Consider the following 23,359-nt stretch of genomic DNA (forward strand, 5'->3'; position numbering starts at 1 on the left):
TTTCCGGCCGTTTGTGCGCCGTTCGTTCCACTGTGTTCAGTCAATTCCCCTAATTTTGGTGCTCAGTTGATCACTTGCCACGCAAGACCCCGAAGAGACTTACGGAGTTCGTCATGACCGGGCAGCCCTCCATCGAGATCGACACCAGCAAGCCCCATCCCGCACGGATGTACGACTGGTATCTGGGCGGCAAGGACAACTACCCGGTCGACGAGGCGATGGGCCGGCAGATGCTCGCCCTCGACCCGCGCGTGCCGGTGATGGCCAAGGTCAACCGCGCCTTCATGCACCGCGCCACGCGCTGGCTCGCCGGGCACGGCGTCCGGCAGTTCCTGGACGTCGGCACCGGCATCCCGACCGAGCCGAACCTCCACCAGATCGCCCAGGAGATCGCCCCCGACGCGCGGGTCGTCTACTGCGACAACGACCCCATCGTGCTGGCCCACGCGGCGGCCCTGCTGCGCGGTACGGAGGAGGGCGTCACCGAGTACCTCCAGGCCGATGTGCGCGACCCGGACGCCATCATCGAGGGCGCGAAGAAGATCCTGGACTTCGAACGGCCCATCGCGCTCTCCCTCGTCGCCCTGCTGCACTTCGTCTCCGACGAGGACGGCGCGCACGACATGGTCGGCCGGCTGCTGGCCGCGCTGCCCGCCGGCAGCTACCTGGTGATGACCCACGCGACCGCCGACTTCACCCCGGAGGAGTCAGCGGCGGCCACGGCGAAGCTCAAGGCCGCGGGCGTCACCCTCGCCCTGCGCTCCCGCACCGAGTTCGCCCGCTTCTTCGACGGCCTCGACCTGATCGAGCCCGGCGTCGAGGTGGTCGACAAGTGGCACCCGGAACTGGGCGAACCTGTTCCCGGACAGGAGGACGGCGTGATTCCCGGGTACGGGGCGGTGGGCCGCACGTCCTGACGGGGAGTGGTGAGCGGTGGGTTACGGGTTCAGATCCACGACCACATGCGGCGCGGCGCGTCCACCAGCCGGCTGACCGCCACCACCGCGAGCGGCGGCTGCTCGGCCTTCTCCCGGCCGAGGCTCAGCCCGTAGTAGATCTGCTCGATCGACGGTGGTCCGACCGCGAGATTGCGCCGGACCGCCGCCGACGGTGACTGCTTCTCGGCCTGGACGAGATACGCCGCGGCCATCGTCCCCGTACGGCCGACGCCGGCACCGCAGTGCACGAACACCGGCCCGGACGACGAGGCGACGACATCGAGGAACCGCTGTACCTGCTTCGCCGTGGGCGTCTGCCCGTCACGTATCGGCAGGCGTACGACGTTCAGCCCGGCCTTGGCCGGTTCGGCGAGCTGGGCCGCGCTCAGGTCCTCGGCGCGCAGATCGACGACGGTCGTGATGCCGAGGCCCGCCAGCGCCCGGTAACCGACCGGCGAGGGCGCCGCTCCGCGCCACAACCGCCCCTGGCTGTCCACGGGTTCGAAGTGGTGGACGCCCTGGACCGTACGCGTCCCCGGCGGCGCCGGAGTCTCCTCGCCGACCCAGTGCGACACCGCCAGGATGCCGAGCGCGCCCGTGGCCCACAGGGCGAGATAGCCGATCGCGACTCTGCCGAGGATCCGCAGGGCGCGGCGGGCCACCCGGCGGGTGGGCAGCGGAAACGGGGGCGGGGGAGCGGTGACGGCAGCCATGGCGGACCCGAGGGGGTTGGGGACGGGGGCGCGATCGTGTGTCGTGCAGGGGACGAGAGCGCTTTTGCATCGTAACCCGGGCCACTGACAGCGAAGTCTTTACGTGACGTACGCATCCTTTTTGCCTGTATGGGCTCTTTTGTCCCGATCGAAGTGTTCTCAGTTGCTGTTCGACTCCGAGTCCCCGATCCCGACGACCGTGAGGTGGGCGCGGTCGAGGGTGGTGTCCTCCAGGCAGCCGCGCAGCCGCATCCGGTCGTGCTCGGTGAGCGCGGGCCGGACCACACCGGCGAACACACCGTCGCCGAGATCACCGAGGGCCGCGCGGTTGAGCGGCACCGAGGTGGAGTCCCGGCACTGTTCCCAGACCTGGTGCGCGGCGAGGGAACGCCGCTCCTCCGAAATGACGTTGCCGGTGCCGCGCAGGTCGACCTGGACGAGGACGGAGGTCGCCCGGCTGTCGTCGTCCGTCTTCTGCTCGCGGGTCTGGGTGAGGTCCGCGAGCCCGACGACGAGCGCGCCGAGCAGCGCGACACCGACGACACCGACGGCCGTCGTCCGCGCGACCTGGCCCGGTGACCGCCGGCCGCCCGCCGGGGGCAGGTCCTCCAGGTCGGTGTCGGCGGCCGGATCGGGCGCGGCCAGGACGGCCAGCCGTGCGGCGAGCCGCCGCTCGGCGGGCCTGGCGGTGACCGACGCGACCCGCTGCACCAGCCAGGCGAGCCCGGACAGCAGCACACCGGTGACCATGAGCACCGGCACGAAGACGTAGGTGCGCTCGGCGGGCTCGTCCAGCCAGCGGAACCGCCCTGCGCCCTGCCGGGCCGGCGACTCCCGCAGCCGCGCCAGCACGTCCTGCTGTCGCCGGCCGGACTCCCGTACCTGGTCCTGGGTCTCGCGCATCTGCTCCTCGATCCGCGAGAGCCGTCCGATCAGCATGATCCCGAGCAGCATCACCTCGACGACGAGCAGCAGCACCCCGCACAGAACGGCCCGCTGCCATTGCCAGCGGTAGAGGTAGATGACGACGTAGGTGCCCGCCCCGGCGGCGGCCAGCCATGCGAACACATAGGCGATGCGCCTCATCGGCCATCCTCCGTCCCGGTCGCGTCCCCGATGCGCACCTCGCCGGTGGTGCCGTCGACCGTGAGGCGCGTGCCCGGCGTGAACCGGATCACGGCGTCCGTCGCGCCGACGACCGCGGGCAGCCCGAACTCCCGTGCCAGCACGGCGAGATGGGACAGCGGGCTGCCGGTCTGCGCGACCAGGCCGGTGAGCCCCGGCAGCAGCGGGGCGAGGGCGGGATCGAGGGTGCGGACGACGAGCACCGCGTCCGAGGGCGGGGTCCCGGTGCCGTCCCAGACGGTCCCGGCGGCCCGCCCGCCGGACACCCCCCGGCCGCCGTCGCCGGAGGAGTCGGTGCTCCGCTCGGCGACCACCGTCCCGTCCTCGGCGACCCGGAAGGAGTCCGGCAGCGGGGCGGACACGGGCTGCGGCTGCCTCTTCCGTACGTCCTCGGGCAGCGGCCCGCCCTCCAGCGCGGTCATGAACTCCGGCCACCGCAGCAGCCCGACCCGAGCGCCGTCGTCCAGCCCCCCGCGTACGAAAAGCCTGCGCGCCCCTTCCCGTACGAGCCGCACCTGCAGCTCCTGCACCCACCGGACCCGGAGCCGGAGCGCCTCACGGGGCGGGAGCACGGGCGCGGGGGCGGCCGGTTTGTCGACGGGGTGCCGGAACGGGCGTATGACGGTGACGGTCGCCGAACGCGGGTGTCCGTCCGCGTCGGGGCGGTGTTCGTTCAGGTCGGGACGGTGTCCCGCGCGCGGGGTGCCGTCGGGACCGCCTTCCTGCGCCGACGGCGCCACCGGAAGCCGGATCCGGCCGCGCAGGCTCGGTGCCGTCAGGGCCAGGACCACCGGCTCGGCGGTCACGACGTGCTCGTCGGGCAGTCCCTGGGCGCGGGCGTCCGCGAGCGCGGAGAGGGCGGCACCGGCGGCCGTACGGCTGCTGCCGGACCTGCCGCCCGGGCTCTCTGGGAGCAGCGCACCGGCCAGCGCCTCCTGGGCGTGCAGCGCGACCAGCGTCGTACGCGTCCAGCGCAGGGTGGACGCCAGTCCGCTCGCCGGGATCTCGGCGGGCGGCGGGGTCTCGGCCAGCCGGCGGTCGACGTCCGCCACCAGGTCGACGGCGAGCCCGGGCAGCGCCGAGGCCAGCCGTCCCGTCCGCCAGGCGGCGGCGAGGCGGCGCCCGCCCGGCGCCGGGTTGAGCAGCGCGAGCCAGCGGTGCCGGGGCCGGGCGGCGCCGAGCAGCTCCAGGTCCGCGGCGGCCCGTCCGCCGACCGCGGTGACCACCGGCACGGCACGCAGCCGGCGCCGGGGTGCGGTGCCCCCGATGTCGAGCGCGGCGGCGAGCCCACGGGCCATCGGGGCCACCCACAGGTCCTCCTCCAGCGGCTCCAGCTGGTCCGGGAGGGTCTCCGCGACCGGGCCGGGGCCCAGCAGCCGGGCCCCGCGTGACGGGCGGACGGCCATCGCGGTGATCGGGCGGCTCTGGAACAGCCACAGCTGTCCGTGGTCGTCGAACCCGAACTCGATGTCCTGCGGCCCGTCGAAGACCTTGCGGGCCTGCTGCGCGAGGCGGGCCAGCCGGCGCAGTTCGAAGGTGCCGAGGAGCGGCTCGGCGTCCACCGGTTCCGTGCGCAGCATGCGGCCACGGGGGCTCAGCCAGTAGTTGGTGCCCGCCTGTTCCCCGCTGACCAGGCTGTCGGGGCCGCCGCGCACCGCGCTCACCAGCATCCGGTCGGCGCGCCCCTCGACGGGGTCGGCGCCGAACATCACCCCTCCCACGCGCGCGGTGAGCATCGGCTGGACCAGCACCGCCATGGGGGCGGGGGGTTCGCCGGGCCGGTGCGCGGAGTCGAGCACGGTCCGTACCGCCGTGAGGAAGTCGGCCCAGCCGCGGACGTCGAGCACGGATGCGAACTGGCCCGCCAGGGACGACCCCTGGGTGTCCTCCTGAGGTGAGGAGGACCGCACGACGAGCGGGCGCTCACCGCCGTCGGAGAGCCTGTCCCAGGCGTCGCGCAGCGCGGACAGGTCGCCGGTCAGGGCGTCGGCCGGGCCGCCGATCGGGCCGTGGGCCTCGGGGGCGGACGCGGGGTGCGGTATGACGAATCCGGGCAGCACCGGCAGTCCGGCACGGGCCGCGCGGGCGAGGTTGGCCGCCTTGGAACCGGCGAGCAGGGGGAGTGCGGCGGCGGGCTGGTCCAGGGGGACGGCTTCCCTGCCGTGTGTCCCGACCGGGTCGAGGAGGCCGTGTGCCCCGACCGCGTTCAGGACCGCCCCGCCGCGGGGGTCGTCCCCGTCGCGCGCGCCTTCTCCGTGACGTTCATCGAGCGTCGTCATAGAACACCCTCCAGGACCGACCGCCAACAGGGGGGACGCGTAGGGTTGGCCCTGCGCCTGACGACGGAACGAAGGATTGTGGCGGCAGACCCCGTGAGGCCTGTCTCCTGACGTCAATGATCCCATCGAGGGCCTTGTTCCACGTCTGCCGGAAGCCGTTTTCCGGCCACCGTGAATAAGGTCACCCAGAGCAACCATGTATGGGCCGTTCGCGTTGTCGGCGCTCGCTCAACCCGGAGGAAGTGCCTGGCAGAGCGCCTCCAACGCCGCCCCGTAGGCACCCTCGGAGGGTGCCGCGTACCCCACGACGAGCCCGTCGGACCGGCCCCCTTCCGGGGTGCGGAACTCCGGATGCCGGAACTCCGCGAGCCCGTCGAGGGCGATTCCACGCCAGGCCGCCGCCTTCACCGCCGACCGCTCCGTCCCGGGCGGCAGCCGCAGCACCGCGTGCAGCCCGGCCGCGACACCGGTGACCTCGACCTGCGGCGCGTGCGCGGCGAGCGCGGCGACGAGCCGGTCACGGCGGCGCCGGTACCGCTGCCGCATCCGCCGCACATGACGGTCGTACGACCCGGACCCGAGGAAGTCCGCGAGCGCCAGCTGATCGAGCGCGCTCGCCCACCCCTCGCGCTCGCCCTTCACCGCGAGCACGGGTTCCACGTACCGCTCCGGAAGCACCATCCAGCCCAGCCGCAGCGCGGGGGACAGGCTCTTGCTGACCGAGCCGAGGTGGACCACCCGCTCCGGGTCCAGCCCCTGTACGGCGCCGACAGGACGGCGGTCGTAGCGGAACTCCCCGTCGTAGTCGTCCTCCAGAACCAGCCCGCCACGCGCGCGTGCCCAGTCGATCACGGCCGCGCGGCGTTCGGGGTGCAGCGGGCCGCCGGTCGGGAACTGGTGTGCGGGAGTGAGCAGTACGGCCCGTTCCCGGTCGAGCAGGCCGACCTGTGCGCCGTCCTCGTCCAGGGGCAGCGGTACGGTCCGTACCCCGGCGGCGGCCAGCAGCTCCCGGTGGAAGCCGAGGCCGTACGCCTCCACGGCCAGTGGCCCGCGCAGTACGGCGTCCGCGCCTCCGCTGCCGCTCGTGCCGCCGAAGAGGAGCCGCAGGGCGTGGGCGAAGCCCGAGCAGACGACGATCCGCGCGGGCTCGGTACGGACGCCACGCGCGCGTGCCAGGTACTCCGCGAGCGCCTCCCGCAGTTCGACCCGGCCGGCCGGGTCACCGGGCCCGAACGCCTCGTTGGGCGCCTGCTGGAGCGCCCGCCGGTAGGAGGCCAGCCAGGCGGAGCGCGGGAACTCCGACGCGTCCGGCTTGCCCTGACGCAGGTCGTGTCGTGGCCCCCGCGCGCGTGGAGGTGCCTTTACGGGGACACGGGAGGCCGCCCTCACGGGTTCGGCGCGCTCGGCGACCCGGGTGCCCGAGCCCTGGCGGGCGGTCAGCCAGCCCTCGGCGACGAGTTCGGCGTAGGCATCGGCCACCGTGTTGCGGGCCACGCCGAGATCGGCGGCGAGGGACCGGTACGGCGGCAACAGGGTGCCGGGCGCCAGCCGACCACCCTGCACGGCGTCCCGCAGGGCACGGATCAACGCGGCCCGCCGCCCACCGGACCCCGACAGCTCCAGTTCCAGATGCAGGTCGGCGCCGATCCGCTCCGCTGAATTGACCCACGTTTCTGCCACAGAAATGCACCCTACAGCCGGTCTTTTCGGCTCGTAGGTTCGTACTCATGACGACGAACACGAGCACTGCGAACCCCACGACCGCCCACCTCACGGAGGTGACGGAAGAGCCCCGGCTGAACTTCGCGAAGACGGCCCCCAAGGTCTTCCGCGCCCTCGTCGGCTTCGACGCGGCGGCCCGTGAGGGCCTCGACCCGGCGCTGGTCGAACTGATCCAGATCCGCGCCTCGCACCTCAACCACTGCGCGTACTGCCTCCACATGCACACGAACGACGCGCGCAGGGCGGGCGAGAGCGAGGACCGGCTGCACCTGGTCGCGGCGTGGCGCGAGGCCCGCCACTTCTACACCCCGAGGGAACAGGCGGCACTCGCCCTCACGGAGGCGGTCACCCTGATCGCCGACGCGGGCGTCCCGGACGACGTCTACACCGAGGCCGCGGCCCACTTCGACGAGCGGGAACTGGCCCAGGTCCTGTCCCTGATCCTCACGATCAACACCTGGAACCGAGTCGCTCTGGCGACCCGCATGGTGGCGGGCACGGACGGGCGCTGACCCGCCTCGGGCAGGACTGGAGGGCGGTCACGAGGCCGGTGGGCGGGTCTACACGGTCATCGGCCTGTCATACGGCCCTATGGGCGCCGGCAGCCGTGTGGTGCCCGTCAGACGGCGGTCCACGGCCGCCGCCACCGCCCGCCCCTCCGCGATCGCCCACACGATCAGCGACTGCCCACGGGCCGCGTCCCCCGCCGCGAACACCCCCGGCACGTTCGTCGCGAAGTCCGCGTCACGGGCGATCGTCCCGCGCGGGTCGAGGACGAGCCCGAGCTGCTCGACCAGGCCGTCCTCCCGGTCGGGACCGGAGAAGCCGAGGGCGAGCAGCACGAGGTCGGCGGGGAGCGTCCGCCCGGAACCGGGCAGCGGCCGGCGCTCCGCGTCCACCTCGACGAGATGCAACTCCCGTACGTGCCCGTCCGCGTCGCCCGTGAAGCGGAGCGTGGACGCCGCGAAGAGCCGCGCGTCGGCGTCCGCCGCGGGCGCCGACTCCAGGTCGCGGGCCTCCTCGTGCGCGGCCGACAGCCGGTAGACCTTCGGGTACGTCGGCCAGGGATCGGAGTCCTCGTCGCGCTCCGCGCCGGGCTGGGCGTAGATGTCCAACTGGGTGACGGAGGTGGCCCCTTCACGCACCGCGGTACCCAGGCAGTCGGCTCCCGTGTCACCGCCGCCGACGATGACGACGTGCTTCCCGGCGGCGGACATCGGGGACGCCGCCAGATCCCCCTGGCACACTCGGTTGGCCAGCGGCAGATACTCCATCGCCTGATGCACGCCGGTCAACTCCCGCCCGGGCAGCGGCAGATCACGCCACGCCGTGGCCCCCACGGCCAGCACCACGGCGTCGTAGCGCGTCCTCAGCTCGGCGGCCCCGATGTCCCGCCCGACGGCGGTCGACGTACGGAACTTGGTCCCCTCGGCCCGCATCTGCTCGACGCGCCGCTCCAGATGGTGCTTCTCCATCTTGAACTCGGGGATGCCGTACCGCATCAGCCCGCCGAGCCGGTCGTTCTTCTCGTACACGGCGACGGTGTGCCCGGCCCGGGTCAGCTGCTGGGCCGCGGCGAGCCCGGTGGGCCCCGACCCGATCACCGCGACCGTACGCCCGGACAGCCGGTCCGGTGGGCTCGGTGGCGCGAAGCCCTCGGACCAGGCCCGGTCGGCGATGGCCACCTCGACGTTCTTGATGGTCACCGCGGGCTGGTTGATGGCCAGCACGCAGCCCGCCTCGCACGGCGCCGGGCACAACCTCCCCGTGAACTCGGGGAAGTTGTTCGTGGCGTGCAGCCGGTCGCTCGCCGCACGCCAGTCCTCCCGGGAGACCAGGTCGTTCCACTCGGGGATCAGGTTCCCGAGCGGACAGGCCTCGTGGCAGAACGGGATGCCGCAGTCCATGCAGCGATCGGCCTGTCTGCTGATGATGGGCAGCAGCGCTCCCGGGACGTACACCTCGTCCCAGTCACGGACCCGCTCCTCGACGGGCCTGCGAGGCCAGTCCTGGCGTGCTGTGGTGAGAAAACCCCTGGGATCGCCCATGGCCGTGTCCTTGCCGTCTTCCCTGCGTACACGTGACGGGGCCGTGCGTCGTCGGGCGGCGCTTCCTTCCGGCCACGATACGACTCGTCGGGCCCGTACGCCGAGCGGGACGCCGGCTCAGGCGACGGCCAGGACGTACAGCACCGAGGCGGCTCCCGAGGCGACCGTGCGTATGTGGTTCCACAGGGTCCACTCGCGCACGTACACGGGCCAGTACGCGGCGGCCTCCGCCGTGTCCGGCTCCAGCTTCAGCAGTGCGTTGTTGCGCGGCACGTTCGCGCCCATGGTGAGCCCGAACGACCCGAGCAGATACAGCGCGCTGCCCACCAACAGCTCCACCGCGCCCTCGTCCGGCCACACCGCCAGCGTGACCACGACGATCACCAGACACAGGGCGGCCGAGCCGATGAACACGAGCATGAAGGGCGGGTTCAACGCGGTGACGTTGATCGCCCGCATCGCCGCGGCCCCCTGCGCGGGCGGCAGCGCGGCGAGCCCCCTCATCACGAAGGTCGAGAACCCGCAGAACACCCCGGCCACCAGCCCGGTACCGAGCACACCCAGCACCACCAGTACGAAGTACGCCCCATCGATCATGCCGACTCCCAGGTCGATCCCCATCCGTTCCCCTCCAGTGAACGCCCTGCCACTGACAACGCCCATGGCTGAACGACGCGAGGCCATACGCGAGCGTCCAGCGGCGGCGCCGGAACCGGGCGGGAGCGGTTCACGGGGCCCGCCGTCACCCTTACGCCGACTCGGCCCGCCGGTCGCTCACATCCGCACCCGCTTCCGTCCCCCATTCCCGAAGCCTCGCTTCCACGGCACCGGAGATCCGCCGCCGAGCCTCGTGCCGCGCGACCCCGCTCATCAGCAACTGGTCGTACGCCGTGTCCACATGCCGTACGGACGCCACGACCGCCGAGACCACCGCCCCCTCGGACAGCGCACGCCCCGCCGCGCTCCGCCCCACCCGCCCACTGCCTCGCACCGAGGCGTGCGCGGCGATCGCCTCCGCCCGGTCCGCCGGACACCCGGGCAGCAGCCGGCGGATCTCCCGCGCGAACGCCTCCGTGAACCGCAGATCCTCCGCGGCCCGCCGCCGCGCGTCCCGCACCCGGCGCCGCCGCCGTGCCTCCGCGTCCGCCAGGCACCGCTCCTCGGCCCGGGCGAGCCCGGCCTCCTCGACCAGGACGCCCTGCCGCTCGTACCGCCCCTGCCGCCGGTTGAACCGCACGACCACCGCCGACAGCCCGCTTTCCTCCCGCGACCTGCGCGTCAACGCGGTGTCGCCTCTCGGTAGGAACACCAGATGCCCGAGATCGGCACAGTCGAGACACCGGGGCGTCCCCTCCTCCAGCACGAGCAACGTCAACGGCCCTCGCCCGCACTCGGCGCAGTGCCGCCGCCTGAGCGATTGCACGACGAGAAGTCCGGGGCGGATCGGGGGAGTTGTGCGGCTGGTCATAGCTGCTTGATTCCCGCCGGTGACCAGGAATCCCCGTACAGGCCCAGCGCTCTGTGTCCGCTCCCACCGGCTCCGCTCCCGGCCGCCGACGGCCACACGGCATCATGGGCCGTGTGCGACTGGAAGCGATCACCTGGGACCGGCTCGGCGACCTCCTCGCCGAACGCGTGCTCGACATGAAGCCGGACGACGGCAGTCCCTGGCCGCGCATCGCCTTCGACGGAGCCCCGGCGGCCCGCCCAGGCGACCTCGCCGAACGCGTGGCCGAGGCACTGCGCATACGCGGCCGTCCCTCGCTCGCCATCGGCACCGCCGGCTTTCTGCGACCCGCCTCCCTCCGGCTGGAGTACGGCCACGAGGACGTGGAGGCCTACTACGACGGCTGGTTCGACACCGGCGCCCTCTGGCGCGAGGTCTTCGGCCCCCTCGAACCCGATGGCGACGGCCGTGTCCTGCCCGACCTCCGCGACCCGCTCACCGACCGCTCCACCCGCAGTCCCTACGTCCAACTCCCGCCCGGCGGCATCCTGTTGCTGCACGGCCCCCTCCTGCTGCGCCACTGGTTCCCGTTCGACCTGACCGTCCACGTCCTCCTCTCCCCGGCGGCCCTGCGCCGTCGTACCCCCGAGGCCGAGCACTGGACCCTCCCCGCCTTCGCGCGCTACGAGAGCGAGACGGACCCCGCCGCCACCGCCGACGTCCTGGTGCGCGCCGACGACCCGCGGCACCCGGCGTGGAACGGCTGACGCGGCCCCGCGGCCCGGACCCGCCCTGGACACGGCGCCCGAAAGCCGCGGACTTCCGGGTGCGCATCCCCAGGAGCGCGGCGAGAATGTAGGGCGCCGGGACTAGCGGTGCCTCCGTGCCGCGCCGGCCGTCCGGCACCGGGAGGTACTTCATGACCACAGCCGGAGACATCATGCACCGCGGCGCCCAGTGGATCCCTGCCCACGAGACCCTTGACCGGGCCGCCCAGCTGATGCGTGAACTCAACGTGGGCGCCCTGCCCATCAGCGACGAGAACGAACGCCTCTGCGGCATCCTCACGGACCGCGACATCGTCGTCGGCTGTGTGGCCATGGGCCACGATCCGGCGAAGGTCACCGCGGGCGAGATGGCCCAGGGCACCCCGCGCTGGATCGAGGCGAGCGCCGATGTCAGCGAGGTTCTCGAAGAGATGAAGGACCACCAGATCCGCCGGCTTCCGGTGATCGAGAACAAGCGTCTGGTCGGCATGATCAGCGAGGCCGATCTGGCCCAGCACCTCACGGACGACCAGATCGCGTCCTGGGCCGAGAGCGTCTACGCCCGGACCACGATGCGCTGATCCCACCGTCCCGTCACGCACTCCCGCCCGGCCGCCCGCGCCGGGCGGGAGTGTGGACGGGACCGGTCGTGTCAGAGCCAGCCGTTGCGCCGGAAGCTCCGGTACAGCACCACACAAACGACGGATATCAGGCCGATCACCAGCGGATAGCCGAACTGCCGGCGCAGCTCCGGCATGTGATCGAAGTTCATGCCGTAGACACCGCAGACCATCGTCGGTACGGCGATCATCGCTGCCCACGCGGTGATCCTGCGCATGTCCTCGTTCTGCGCCACCGTGACCTGCGCGAGGTGCGCCTGCAGAATCGAGTTGAGCAGCTCGTCGAACGCCGCGATCTGCTCCGTCGCCCGCAGCTGATGGTCGGAGACGTCCCGGAAGTACGCCTGTATCTCCGGGTCGATCACCCGTATCGGCCGCGTCGCCAGCTCCTGCAGCGGGCGGTTCAGCGGAGCCACGGCCCGCTTCAGCTCCAGGAGTTCACGCTTGAGCTGGTAGATCCGGCCGGGGTCGACCCGCGCGCCGTTCATCGCGAACACATCCGTCTCGACCTGGTCGATGTCCGCCTGCACCGCGTCCGTGACCTGCAGAAAGTCGTCGACCACATGGTCCGCGATCGCGTGCAGCACGGCTGCCGGGCCCTTGGCGAGCTGCTGCGGGTCGGCCTCCAGGCCCTCGCGCAGCGGGCCCAGTGAGCCGTGCCGGCCATGTCGTACCGTGATCACGAAGTCCTGGCCGACGAAGACCATGATCTCGCCGGTGTTCACCACCTCGCTCGTCGCCGTGAGTTCGGTGTGCTCGACGTAGCAGACCGTCTTGAACACCGCGAACAGTGTTTCGCCGTACCGCTCCAGCTTCGGGCGCTGGTGGGCGTCGACCGCGTCCTCGACCGCGAGCGGGTGCAGGTCGAAGAGCTGGGCGATGCCCGCGAACTCCTGGTCCGTCGGCTCGTGGAGGCCGAGCCAGACGAAGCCCTCGTCGCTCTTGCGGACCCGCCGCACGGCGTCGACCAGGTCCCGGCCGGCCGGGACCCGGACGCCGTCCTCGTAGGCCACGCAGTTCACGACCGCGGAGCCCAGCGGTGACCGGGCGTGGTGACTCAGGTCGACACGCGGGCGCCGCCGCGCCAGCCGTGCCACTCCGCGGAGACCGCCGACCCTGCCCAGGCTCGTGACCCTCCGCAGATTCCCTGCCATGGACATCTGGACCTCCTTCGGATCTCCTCGCGTGACTCTCCTCGTGCCGCACTGTCCGCACCGTGCGTCTGGCTCGCCAGTTTGCCAGCCCTTCGCGAACGCCGGAGGAGCCTGTGGGAACGGAAGGTTCCGCTCCGTTTTCGTCGGGGGAGGGCTCGACCGTCGGACATCTCGTCGTACGGGAGCGTCGACCCGGCCGAACAAAGCGGATGACTGGGATGATCTCGGCATGACGCGAACCGACGGGTATCTCCTCGACAACCGGCAGACCGAGGCGGGACAACGCTTCGACGCCTTCGCCGCCCTCTTCGATCCCACGACCTTCCGGCACTTCGAAGGGTTCGGCGTCGGAGCCGGCTGGCGTTGCTGGGAGGTCGGCGTCGGGGGCACCTCGGTGGTCTCCTGGCTGGGCAAGAAGGTCGGCCCGACCGGAAAGGTCGTCGCGACCGACCTCGACACCACGTGGGTCGCCCCGGCAGCCCGTCCGCCCGTCGACGTACGCGTCCACGACGTCGGCGCCGACGAGCCGCCGGGGGAGGGGTTCGACCTCGTGCACGCCCGGCTCGTCCTCGTCCATGTGCCGGACCGGGAACGGGCGTTGCGCTCGATGATCAAGTCGCTGCGCCCCGGCGGACGCCTGCTGGTCGAGGACGCCGATCCCGCTCTGCAGCCCCTGCTCTGCCCCGACGAGCACGGCCCCGAGCAGCAGCTCGCCAACCGGCTGCGGCACAGCTTCCGCGAGCTGCTCGCGGACAGCGGTGCCGATCTGGCGTACGGCCGCAAACTCCCGCGGCTGCTGCGCGAGGCGGGCCTGCGCAACGTCCAGGCCGACGCGTACTTCCCGGTCACCTCGCCCGCCTGCGCCGCGCTGGAGTCCGCGACGATCCGTCAGATCCGGGAGCGGCTCGTCGCCGGGGGGCATGCCACGGACGAGGACATCGACCGCCACCTGGCCAACGTCGCCGCGGGCGGGATGGACCTGGCCACGGCACCGATGATCTCGGCGTGGGGACGCAAGGGGTAGCCGACGGCGGTCGGCGGCACGGCTCACCGACCGCTCAACTGGCAACCGGCGGCCTCCCGCCCACGCGTTCCACCGCCCGCGCGCCCGCCCGGCACCCCTCCGCCGCCGCGTCCTCGGGTCCGGCGCCCGTCAGCAGGGCGGCGAGGAACGCGCCGGTGAAGGCGTCGCCGGCGCCCGTCGTGTCCCGGGGCGTCGCGGGCACGGCCGGGACACGGGCGCACACGGTCCCCGCGCGGGCCACGATCGCGCCTTCGGCACCCTGCTTGGCGACCACCAGCGGGACGTGGCGGCTCAGCTTGGCCGCCGCGTCCGCCGGGTCGGGCAACCCGGTGAGGAGACAGGCCTCGTCGCGGCTCGGCAGCAGGATGTCCACCCCGGACATGAGATCCAGGCAGCGGTCGACCCCCAGTTCGACGAGGAAGCCCGCCGACGCCGGATCCAGGCTCACCGGTACGCCACGCGCGCGTGCCGACTCCAGGGCCACCGCCACGAGCGCCCGGCTCGGCTCCGAGAACAGCAGATAGCCCGAGAGATGCAGCCGTGCGACCCCGTCGAGCAGTGCGTCCGACCAGTCGGCGGGGTTCAACCGCAGCGAGGCACCGCTCTGGGTCACGAGCGTGCGCTCGGCCGCCGCGTCCGCGTCCACCAGGCAGATCACCGTCCCGGTCGGCGCCTCCGGATCGACGACGAGGTGGGGCCGTACCCCGCAGGCCGTCAGCTCGCGCTCGTGCCACTCGGCCGCGTCCGCACCCACCCGTCCGAGCAGCCGGACCTCCGAGCGGCCCCAATGGGCCGCCCAGCAGGCCACGTTGGCGCCCGCACCGCCCGGCAGGGTCCGGATCGCGGCGGTCGTGTCGGTCCCCGCCGCGAGCGGACCCCGGTGCCGGGCGACGATGTCCGTGATGACGTCCCCGACGACGAGCAGCGCTCCGCCCGGCTCCGTCACGCCCCGGCCCAGGCCGCCGCGATCCGTCCCGCGAGCCGTACGTTGCCGCGGACCGCTGCCAGGTTGGCGCTCAGCGAGGCGCCGTCGGTGTGCCGCACCAGGTAGTCGAGCAGGAACGGCGTCACGGCCTGCCCGCTCACGCCCTGCTCTTCGAGCGCGTGCAGCGCGTCGGCCAGCACGCGCGCGTGGAGCCCGGGATCCAGTTGCTCCTCCGCGGGCACCGGATTGGCGACGATGAACGCCGACTCCGGCGAATCGAGCGCGTCCTGGGCCCGCATCACGTCCGCGACCTGCTCCGGCGTGTCGAGCGTCCAGTCCACCGGGTGCCCGGAGTCGGAGAGGTAGAAGCCGGGGAAGTTGCCGGTGCCGAAACCGGCCACGGCGACCCCGAGGGTCTCCAGCCGCTGCAAGGTGGCCGGCACATCCAGGATCGACTTCACGCCCGCGCAGACGACCGTGATCCTGGTGCGCGCCAGCAGCCCCAGGTCGGCCGACTCGTCCTGGGTCACCGTCCACTCCCGGTGCACCCCGCCGAGCCCACCCGTGGCGAACACCCGTACGCCCGCGCGTGCGGCCAGCAGTGCGGTCGCCGACACGGTGGTCGCCCCGCTCGCCCCGGCGGCCACCGCGAGCGGCAGATCGCGGTGACCCAGCTTGCGGATCCCGTCCTCGTTCGCGACCCGCTCCAGCTGCTCCTTGTCCAGGCCGACATGGGGGCGCCCGTCCAGCACGGCGATCGTGGCCGGTACGGCGCCCTCCTGCCGTACGACGTCCTCCAGTTCCAGCGCCACCTGAAGGTTGCGCGGGCGCGGCAGCCCGTGCGCGATGATCGTGGACTCCAGGGCCACCACGGGTCGACGCGCGTCGACCGCTTCCCGCACTTCTTCGGACACCACCAGCATCACGTGCCTGCTTCCTGTCGTTCGGTCTTCCCTCATCTCTGGCGGGCGGTGCACGTGGTCAAACCCTTGCGGCCTGTGGCAGACGCCACCAGCCTGGGGTTCATGACGGACAACTCGACACGTCTCGACCATGTCGTCCTCTGGGTACGCGACCCGCTCGCCGCCGCCGACTTCTACGAGAAGGCGGTCGGCATGGAGCCTCTGAGGATCACCGAATTCGCCGCGGGGACGGTGTCCTTCCCCTCCGTACGCCTCAACGAGGAGACCATCTTCGACCTCGCGCCCCTCTCCCTGGCGGAGCGCATGAACATGCTCCCCGGGTCCGCCGACAGCGCGGGCCACCCCGTCAACCACGTGTGCCTGTCCCTGTCCCCGGACTCCTTCGACGCCCTGCGATCCCGCCTGGAGGAACGGGACGTACCCGTCTCGGACATCTCGTACGACTCCTACGGCGCCCGGGGCATGGCGAGGCGGAGCTTCTACTTCCGCGACCCCGACGGCAACGTCTTCGAGGCGCGGCACTACGCGTAGGGCACAGGAGAGGACGAGAAGGGGGTGCCCGCGCGTGGGCACCCCCTTCCGAGCGCCGGAGACCGGTCTCGGGAGATCAGACCGGTCGTACGTCGGCCAGCGCCCCGTGCGGATCGAGGACGTACTTGCGGCTCGCGCCCTGGTCAAACTCGGCGTAGCCGCGCGGGGCGTCGTCCAGGCCGATCACGGTCGCGTTGACGGCCTTGGCGATGTGCACGCGCTCGTGCAGGATCGCCCGCATCAGCCCACGGTGGTACTTCATCACCGGGCACTGTCCGGTGGTGAAGGCGTGGCTCTTCGCCCAGCCGAGGCCGAGCCGCATCTTCAGGGTCCCCGACCTCGCGTCCCCGTCGATGCCGCCCGGGTCGTCCGTGACGTACAGCCCCGGGATGCCCAGGGCGCCTCCCGCGCGCGTGACACCCATCAGGGAGTTGAGGACCGTCGCGGGTGCCTCCGGGGCGTCCGGGCCGTGCGCCCGGGCCTCGAAGCCGACCGCGTCGACCGCCGCGTCCACCTCGGGCTCCCCGAGGATCTGGGCGAGCTGCCCCTCGATGTCGCCGCGTGAGACGTCGACGGTCTCGCAGCCGAAACTCCGCGCCTGGGCGAGGCGTTCGGCGTTGAGATCGCCGACGATGACGACGGCGGCGCCCAGGAGCTGTGCCGACGCTGCGGCGGCCAGGCCGACCGGGCCCGCCCCTGCGACGTACACCGTCGAACCGACACCCGCGCCCGCGGTGACCGCGCCGTGGAAACCGGTCGGGAAGATGTCCGACAGCATGGTCAGGTCGAGGAGCTTCTCGCGCGCCTGGTCGGGGTCGGGGAACCTCAGCAGGTTGAAGTCCGCGTACGGCACCATCGCGTACTCGGCCTGCCCGCCTACCCAGCCACCCATGTCGACATAGCCATAAGCCGCCCCCGGACGGGCCGGGTTGACGTTCAGGCAGATGCCGGTCTTGCCTTCCTTGCAGTTGCGGCACCGCCCACAGGCGATGTTGAACGGTACGGAGACGATGTCCCCGACGTCGACGTACTCGACGTCCGGCCCGCGTTCGACGACCTCTCCGGTGATCTCGTGTCCGAGGACCAGCCCCTCGGGCGCGGTCGTACGGCCCCGCACCATGTGCTGGTCACTTCCGCAGATGTTGCTGGCGAGCACCTTGAGAATCACCCCGTGCCGGCATTTCCTGCCGACGTTCTGGGGAGCGACTCCCGGCCCGTCCTGGAGTTCAAGCGTCGGGTAGTCGATGCTCCTGACCTCGACCGCGCCCGGCTTGAGATACGCGACTGCCCTGTTCCCGCTCATACGTGATCGCCGTCCCTTCGGCCCCGTGACTTCGGATGCCAGCGGCTGTGCGCACGGCGGAGTCTGCTACCGCTCCCGCGTCCTGGCCACCCCTAGGGCCTGTCGTCAAATTCCCGCCTGCCTCGCGGCGCCATGCACGCTCCCCCAGAGGGGGGACCCCCACTCGCCGCACCGGACACAGGCCCACGTACAACCAGTACGAGGGCCCGCGTCCGGCACGCCGAGAGCACGCACCTGGCGCCGCGAGGCCCGCCCTTCGGGCGGACGACGGGAATTTGACGACAGGCCCTGGCGCGAGGACCGGCCCGAACCGGTTCAGCCGCCCGCTGTCGCGCCCCGGACCCGCCGCAGGCCGCTCCGCGTGAACAGGGCCAGCGCGCCCACGGGTATCAGCAGGCAGGCGGCGGCGAGATTCAGCCACCCGTAGCCCGCCTGGGCCATCACGAGCCCGGAGGCCGCCCCACCGAGGCCCGCCGAGGTGTTCATGACGAGGTCGGACAGCCCCTGAGCGGCGGCGCGCGCGGCCTCGGGCACGGAGTCCGTGAGCAGGGCGGACCCGGAGACCAGCCCGGCCGACCAGCCCAGCCCCAGGACGAAGAGCCCCACCGCGGTGCGGCCGTGACTGCCGCCGGCCGTGCCCGCGAGGAACGCGGCGCAGGCCAGCAGCCCCACGGCGAGACCGATGCCGGACAGCCGCCCGACCCGGTCGGACAGCCGCCCCATGAGCGGCGAGAACGCGTACATGCCCGCGATGTGACCGCTGATGACCAGCCCGATCAGATCGATGCCCGCGCCGTGGTGCCCGAGTGCGACCGGGGTCATCGACATGACCGAGACCATGGCCGTGTGGCACATGGCCACCGTCATCAGCGCGAGCCGGGCACGCGGCGAGGCGGTGACGGCGGCGAGGCCCGCGCGCAGGGACCGGCCCTCGGCCGACCGCTCCTCCACCGGGGCGAGCGACCGGGCCGTGAGCAGCGGATCGGGGCGCAGCAGGACGGCCACCGTCACCGCCGCGACCAGGAAGATCCCGGCCGCCCACAGGAAGGGGCCCGCCGTCTCGGGTATCCCGAGCCCGGACACACTGCGCCCCGCCGGAGCGGCGATGTTCGGCCCGAGGACCGCCCCTATGGTGGCCGCCCACACGACGTTCGAGATGGCCCGGGCCCGCCGGTCCGGCTCGGCGAGATCGGCGGCGGCGAACCGCGCCCCCAGATTCGCCGCCGAGGCCGCGCCGAACCCGGCCATGCCGCACAGCAGCAGCGGAAAGCTGTCGACGACCGACGCGATCACGACGACGCCTGCCCCCAGGGCACCGACGAGATAGCCCAGGACCAGCCCTGGCCGCCGCCCGCGCGCGGTCATCAGCGCCGCCAGCGGCAGGGAGGCGACCGCGGTGCCCGCGACCATCGCGGTGGGCGCGAGCCCGGACAGCGACTCCGTACCGCTGATCCGCTGGGCCAGTACGGAGGCGAGCGCGACGCCGGTGGCCACGCCGAGCCCGCCGAGAATCTGGCTCGCGACCAGCACACCGGAGATCCGGCGCCGGAGCACGGCCAACTCCCCGCCCGCGCGGGCCGACGATGTGGTCACCGGTGCGATCCCCCCTGCTTCCGCACAGTGTTCCCCCACGGAACCTCTTCCCGTACGGGACCCTCTCCTCGTATTGACGGGCCTTCCTGGATGAAACCCTCGGGTCCCGCAGATGAACCCTCAGAACAGCGGCTCGGGCAGCACCCCTTCGAGCGCGAGCAGCTTCCGCTTGGTCTCCAGGCCGCCCCCGAACCCGCCGAGGCCGCCGTCGCTCTCCACGACCCGATGGCACGGCACCACGACCGGCAGCGGATTGGCGCCCATCGCCGCGCCCACCGCCTGGGCCGCACCGGGCTGGCCGACCCGCCCGGCCAGGTCGCCGTACCCCACGACCGCGCCGTACGGCACGCCGGACGCCAGTTCGCGCAGCACCTGGCGGTTGAAGCCGGAGATCAGGGACCAGTCGAGCGGCAGCTCGAAATCGTGCCGCTCGCCTGCGAAGTACGCCGCGAACTGGCGTATCGCCTCGGCCAGGAGCGGGGACCCGGGCGCCTCGACGGGCTCCCCGCCCAGCCGGGAGGCGAGCCGCTCGACAGTCTTCTCACGCACCGGCTCCGTGGCATGGAACACCACGTTCACCAAACCTTCGTGCGTCGCGGCCAGCAGCAGCGGACCGATGTCGGTGCCGACGACCGCCCACACGACCTGCTGCCGGTTCCCCGGTTCCCGCCGCTCGTCCCGCCCATGGCTGTCCATGCGCCCCACCGTACGACCCACCACTGACAACGCCCGGCGCGCGGGTGCCGAGCGGGCTCGGACGAGCCATGAGTGACAAGTGACAGCGGAGGAACAACGGACGGAGAGGTGCGGCACAGACACAGATTGAACGGAGATGCCCGAGTCCGCACACTCCTGCCGCACAAGTGGGGCAAGGCCGTGTTTCTTTGCCGGAAAATCGTTCGACCCTTCCGGAGCCAGTCATACTCTCTGCCACAACCCTGACCGCTGGCCGGTCCTGGGGCGGGGGCGCATTTCAGGGAATTCCGGGACGCAACAGGGCGGAAGGGCAGCCGCACATGCAGGGCACGGTCGACGGATTCAGCTACGGACTCGTCACACCGCTGGTGGCCTACCTCATGGCCTGCCTGGGCGGCGCGCTGGGCCTGCGCTGCACCACCAGATCGATGCTGGTCGCCCAGTCGTGGCGACCAGGGTGGCTGGCGCTCGGCTCCGCCGCGATCGGCTCCGGCATATGGACCATGCACTTCATCGCCATGATGGGGTTCAAGGTCAAGGAGACCCCGATCAAGTACGACATGTGGCTGACCTTCGCCAGCCTGGGCGTCGCCATCCTCATGGTCGGCATCGGGATCTTCATCGTCGGCTACCGGGGCGCGAGCGGAACGGCACTGTTCACCGGCGGCACCATCACGGGCCTCGGCATAGCGTCCATGCACTACCTGGGCATGGCCGGAATGCGCCTCAACGGGAAGCTGGAGTACAACACCCTCACCGTCTCCGCCTCGGTCGTGATAGCCGTCGTGGCCGCCACCGCCGCCCTGTGGGCGGCCGGGCAGATCCGCGGCTTCCTGTGGAGCGTGGGCGCCAGCCTCGTCATGGGGCTCGCCGTCAGCGGCATGCACTACACGGGCATGGCCGCCCTGAGTGTCCACCTCCACACCACGTCCGGGACCCCGGACGGAGACTCGCCCGCGGCCCTGCTGGCCCCCCTGATGATCGGCCCGCTGGCCTTCCTCCTGCTGGCCGGCGTCGTCGTGATGTTCGACCCGCTGATGGTCATGGGCAAGCCCGACCGGCGCCCCGCCGACAACAAGCCCGGCATCCCGGCCCACCCCGCCGTCCCGCACCCCGGCCGACGCCCCTCGCCGCGCCCCGGCCAGCGGCACGAACACCGCAGCTCCCGCACCCCGCAGAACCGGTGATCAGGACCCGTTGTCAGTGGGTGGTCGTACGGTGGATGCCATGCGGCCAGTTTCCAAGATCGAACGCACGGTGGCGCCCTTCGAGGTCGTCAGCCCCTATCAGCCGAGCGGCGACCAGCCGGCGGCCATCGCCGAGCTGGCTCGGCGCATCGAAGCAGGTGAGAAGGACGTCGTGCTCCTCGGCGCGACCGGCACCGGCAAGTCCGCCACCACCGCGTGGATGATCGAGAAGCTCCAGCGCCCCACGCTCGTCATGGCGCCGAACAAGACCCTGGCCGCCCAGCTGGCGAACGAGTTCCGGGAACTCCTCCCGAACAACGCCGTCGAGTACTTCGTCTCGTACTACGACTACTACCAGCCCGAGGCGTACGTCCCTCAGTCGGACACCTACATCGAGAAGGACTCCTCGGTCAACGAGGAGGTCGAACGGCTGCGCCACTCCGCGACCAACTCGCTGCTCACCCGGCGGGACGTCATCGTGGTCGCCTCCGTGTCCTGCATCTACGGCCTCGGTACTCCGCAGGAGTACGTGGACCGGATGGTCCCCCTCAAGGTCGGCGAGGAGATCGACCGGGACCAGCTGCTGCGCCGCTTCGTCGACATCCAGTACACCCGCAACGACCTGGCCTTCACCCGCGGCACGTTCCGCGTGCGCGGCGACACCATCGAGATCTTCCCGGTCTACGAGGAACTGGCCGTCCGCATCGAGATGTTCGGCGACGAGATCGAGGCCCTCTCCACCCTGCACCCGCTCACCGGCGAGATCATCAGCGAAGACGAGCACATGTACGTCTTCCCGGCCACCCACTACGTGGCAGGGCCGGAGCGCATGGCCCGGGCCGTCAACGACATCGAGAAGGAACTCGGCGAACGCCTCGCCGAACTGGAGAAACAGAACAAGCTCCTGGAGGCCCAGCGCCTGAGGATGCGGACGACGTACGACCTGGAGATGCTCCGCCAGATCGGCTCCTGCTCCGGGGTCGAGAACTACTCGATGCACTTCGACGGCCGCCTCCCCGGCTCCCCGCCGAACACCCTGATCGACTACTTCCCGGACGACTTCCTGCTCGTCATCGACGAGTCGCACAACACGGTCCCGCAGATCGGCGCCATGTACGAGGGCGACGCGTCCCGCAAGCGCACCCTCGTCGACCACGGGTTCCGGCTGCCCTCCGCACTGGACAACCGCCCCCTGAAATGGGAGGAGTTCCAGCAGCGCATCGGACAGACCGTGTACCTGTCGGCGACCCCCGGGAAGTACGAGCTGTCCCGGGGCGACGGCTACGTCGAGCAGATCATCCGCCCCACCGGCCTCATCGACCCCGAGGTGGTCGTCAAGCCCACCGAGGGCCAGATCGACGACCTGGTGCACGAGATCCGCACACGCGCCGAGAAGGACGAGCGTGTCCTGGTCACCACGCTCACCAAGAAGATGGCCGAGGACCTCACCGACTACTTCCTGGAACTCGGCATCCAGGTCCGCTATCTGCACAGCGACGTCGACACCCTGCGCCGGGTCGAACTGCTGCGCGAACTCCGCTCCGGCGAGTTCGACGTCCTGGTCGGCATCAACCTCCTCCGGGAGGGCCTCGACCTGCCCGAGGTGTCCCTGGTGTCGATCCTCGACGCCGACAAGGAGGGCTTCCTGCGCTCCGGCACCTCCCTGATCCAGACCATCGGCCGCGCGGCGCGCAATGTCTCGGGCCAGGTCCACATGTACGCGGACAGGATCACCCCGTCGATGGAGAAGGCCATCGAGGAGACCAACCGCCGCCGGGAGAAGCAGGTCGCGTACAACAAGGAGCGGGGCATCGACCCGCAGCCCCTCCGCAAGAAGATCAACGACATCGTCGCGCAGATCGCCCGCGAGGACGTCGACACGGAACAGCTCCTCGGCTCGGGCTACCGCAAGTCGAAGGACGGCAAGGGCGCCAAGGCCCCGGTGCCCGCGCTCGGCGGCAAGGCGGCCAAGGGAGCCAGGGCCGGCAAGGGCAAGGCAGGGCAGACGGTGCCGACCGACCGTCCTGCGGCCGAACTCGCCGACCAGATCGAGGAGATGACGGCACGGATGCGCGCCGCCGCGGCCGACCTCCAGTTCGAGATCGCCGCCCGGCTGCGCGACGAGGTGTCGGAGATGAAGAAGGAACTGCGCCAGATGAAGGAGGCGGGCCTGGCCTGACCGCCACACAGGGCACACGGGGCGCCGGCCGCCGCACCGGTCGGGCACCCCGGCCGGCCTGCATGAGCTGCGTCGTACGCGCAGTGTTGCAACACCGACACAAAGTGCGCCCGAGGCTTCGGCACTGTCAGTGCTCGTGCGTAGGGTTCAGGTCATCCGCGGACCCCGCGGCAACAGGGGATCGC

Annotated in this window: 21 protein-coding genes; 8 read left to right on the forward strand and 13 right to left on the reverse strand. The window is 71.8% G+C overall.

What is annotated here, in order from left to right; all coding sequences use genetic code 11:
- Nucleotides 1-113 precede the first annotated feature (113 nt).
- On the forward strand, nt 114-917 hold the full coding sequence (locus tag ACWDR4_RS21235) for an SAM-dependent methyltransferase (RefSeq protein WP_450410556.1): 804 nt from the start codon (nt 114-116) through the stop codon (nt 915-917).
- Nucleotides 918-946: 29 nt separating this feature from the next.
- Here the strand turns inward: ACWDR4_RS21235 and ACWDR4_RS21240 are convergent, their stop codons facing one another.
- The 4 genes from ACWDR4_RS21240 to pdxR form a co-directional block, all read right to left on the reverse strand.
- Nucleotides 947-1,651: a protein-tyrosine phosphatase family protein gene (locus ACWDR4_RS21240; protein WP_450410558.1), complete on the reverse strand. Its 705-nt coding sequence runs from the start codon at nt 1,649-1,651 to the stop codon at nt 947-949.
- Between the two features lie 159 nt (nt 1,652-1,810).
- Nucleotides 1,811-2,737 (reverse strand): hypothetical protein, encoded by a 927-nt coding sequence (locus ACWDR4_RS21245; protein WP_450410559.1) that lies wholly within the window; start codon nt 2,735-2,737, stop codon nt 1,811-1,813.
- Nucleotides 2,734-5,055: a PEP/pyruvate-binding domain-containing protein gene (locus ACWDR4_RS21250; RefSeq protein ID WP_450410561.1), complete on the reverse strand. Its 2,322-nt coding sequence runs from the start codon at nt 5,053-5,055 to the stop codon at nt 2,734-2,736. Before ACWDR4_RS21250 ends, ACWDR4_RS21245 begins: the two co-directional genes overlap by 4 nt.
- A gap of 228 nt (nt 5,056-5,283) precedes the next feature.
- Nucleotides 5,284-6,735: a MocR-like pyridoxine biosynthesis transcription factor PdxR gene (gene pdxR / locus ACWDR4_RS21255; protein WP_450410563.1), complete on the reverse strand. Its 1,452-nt coding sequence runs from the start codon at nt 6,733-6,735 to the stop codon at nt 5,284-5,286.
- A 47-nt stretch (nt 6,736-6,782) separates the two neighbouring features.
- On the opposite strand from pdxR, the gene ACWDR4_RS21260 reads away from it, so the two are divergent.
- Entirely contained in the window at nt 6,783-7,289 is a 507-nt protein-coding gene (locus ACWDR4_RS21260) for a carboxymuconolactone decarboxylase family protein (RefSeq protein ID WP_450410565.1), read from the forward strand.
- A 48-nt stretch (nt 7,290-7,337) separates the two neighbouring features.
- Here the strand turns inward: ACWDR4_RS21260 and ACWDR4_RS21265 are convergent, their stop codons facing one another.
- From ACWDR4_RS21265 to ACWDR4_RS21275, 3 genes are all read right to left on the reverse strand, one after another.
- Nucleotides 7,338-8,825 (reverse strand): glutamate synthase subunit beta, encoded by a 1,488-nt coding sequence (locus ACWDR4_RS21265; RefSeq protein ID WP_450410566.1) that lies wholly within the window; start codon nt 8,823-8,825, stop codon nt 7,338-7,340.
- Between the two features lie 117 nt (nt 8,826-8,942).
- Nucleotides 8,943-9,422, reverse strand: coding sequence for an anthrone oxygenase family protein (locus tag ACWDR4_RS21270; RefSeq protein ID WP_450410630.1), 480 nt, complete (start codon nt 9,420-9,422; stop codon nt 8,943-8,945).
- Between the two features lie 151 nt (nt 9,423-9,573).
- On the reverse strand, nt 9,574-10,293 hold the full coding sequence (locus tag ACWDR4_RS21275; protein ID WP_450410567.1) for a DUF2293 domain-containing protein: 720 nt from the start codon (nt 10,291-10,293) through the stop codon (nt 9,574-9,576).
- 104 nt (nt 10,294-10,397) lie between these two features.
- On the opposite strand from ACWDR4_RS21275, the gene ACWDR4_RS21280 reads away from it, so the two are divergent.
- A complete protein-coding gene (locus ACWDR4_RS21280; RefSeq protein WP_450410569.1) occupies nt 10,398-11,039 on the forward strand; it encodes a uridine kinase in 642 nt (213 codons plus the stop codon).
- Between the two features lie 152 nt (nt 11,040-11,191).
- Nucleotides 11,192-11,620 carry a CBS domain-containing protein gene (locus tag ACWDR4_RS21285; RefSeq protein WP_389350024.1) on the forward strand — a complete coding sequence of 143 codons (429 nt, stop codon included), beginning with the start codon at nt 11,192-11,194 and terminating at the stop codon, nt 11,618-11,620.
- A 71-nt stretch (nt 11,621-11,691) separates the two neighbouring features.
- On the opposite strand, the gene ACWDR4_RS21290 is transcribed toward ACWDR4_RS21285, so the two are convergent.
- The gene (locus tag ACWDR4_RS21290) at nt 11,692-12,819 is read right to left on the reverse strand and encodes a magnesium and cobalt transport protein CorA (RefSeq protein WP_450410570.1); all 1,128 of its coding nucleotides are present in this window, start codon (nt 12,817-12,819) and stop codon (nt 11,692-11,694) included.
- 223 nt (nt 12,820-13,042) lie between these two features.
- Between ACWDR4_RS21290 and ACWDR4_RS21295 the strand changes: the two genes are divergently transcribed.
- Nucleotides 13,043-13,837: a methyltransferase domain-containing protein gene (locus tag ACWDR4_RS21295; protein WP_450410572.1), complete on the forward strand. Its 795-nt coding sequence runs from the start codon at nt 13,043-13,045 to the stop codon at nt 13,835-13,837.
- A 34-nt stretch (nt 13,838-13,871) separates the two neighbouring features.
- On the opposite strand, the gene ACWDR4_RS21300 is transcribed toward ACWDR4_RS21295, so the two are convergent.
- Together ACWDR4_RS21300 and ACWDR4_RS21305 are read right to left on the reverse strand one after the other, a co-directional pair.
- Entirely contained in the window at nt 13,872-14,783 is a 912-nt protein-coding gene (locus ACWDR4_RS21300) for a carbohydrate kinase family protein (RefSeq protein WP_450410573.1), read from the reverse strand.
- The gene (locus ACWDR4_RS21305) at nt 14,780-15,688 is read right to left on the reverse strand and encodes a pseudouridine-5'-phosphate glycosidase (protein WP_450410574.1); all 909 of its coding nucleotides are present in this window, start codon (nt 15,686-15,688) and stop codon (nt 14,780-14,782) included. Before ACWDR4_RS21305 ends, ACWDR4_RS21300 begins: the two co-directional genes overlap by 4 nt.
- 99 nt (nt 15,689-15,787) lie before the next feature.
- Between ACWDR4_RS21305 and ACWDR4_RS21310 the strand changes: the two genes are divergently transcribed.
- Complete coding sequence (locus tag ACWDR4_RS21310; RefSeq protein WP_450410576.1) at nt 15,788-16,216, forward strand: VOC family protein; 429 nt, start codon at nt 15,788-15,790, stop codon at nt 16,214-16,216.
- A 76-nt stretch (nt 16,217-16,292) separates the two neighbouring features.
- On the opposite strand, the gene fdhA is transcribed toward ACWDR4_RS21310, so the two are convergent.
- The 3 genes from fdhA to ACWDR4_RS21325 form a co-directional block, all read right to left on the reverse strand.
- The gene (fdhA, locus tag ACWDR4_RS21315; RefSeq protein WP_450410577.1) at nt 16,293-17,519 is read right to left on the reverse strand and encodes a formaldehyde dehydrogenase, glutathione-independent; all 1,227 of its coding nucleotides are present in this window, start codon (nt 17,517-17,519) and stop codon (nt 16,293-16,295) included.
- A 315-nt stretch (nt 17,520-17,834) separates the two neighbouring features.
- On the reverse strand, nt 17,835-19,112 hold the full coding sequence (locus tag ACWDR4_RS21320; protein ID WP_450410579.1) for an MFS transporter: 1,278 nt from the start codon (nt 19,110-19,112) through the stop codon (nt 17,835-17,837).
- A gap of 120 nt (nt 19,113-19,232) precedes the next feature.
- On the reverse strand, nt 19,233-19,808 hold the full coding sequence (locus tag ACWDR4_RS21325; RefSeq protein WP_450410581.1) for a methylated-DNA--[protein]-cysteine S-methyltransferase: 576 nt from the start codon (nt 19,806-19,808) through the stop codon (nt 19,233-19,235).
- A gap of 320 nt (nt 19,809-20,128) precedes the next feature.
- Between ACWDR4_RS21325 and ACWDR4_RS21330 the strand changes: the two genes are divergently transcribed.
- Both ACWDR4_RS21330 and uvrB read left to right on the forward strand, forming a co-directional pair.
- Entirely contained in the window at nt 20,129-20,995 is an 867-nt protein-coding gene (locus tag ACWDR4_RS21330) for an MHYT domain-containing protein (protein WP_450410583.1), read from the forward strand.
- 40 nt (nt 20,996-21,035) lie between these two features.
- A complete protein-coding gene (uvrB, locus tag ACWDR4_RS21335) occupies nt 21,036-23,174 on the forward strand; it encodes an excinuclease ABC subunit UvrB (protein WP_450410584.1) in 2,139 nt (712 codons plus the stop codon).
- Nucleotides 23,175-23,359 lie beyond the last annotated feature (185 nt).

This window comes from Streptomyces sp. NPDC000878, assembly GCF_053599695.1.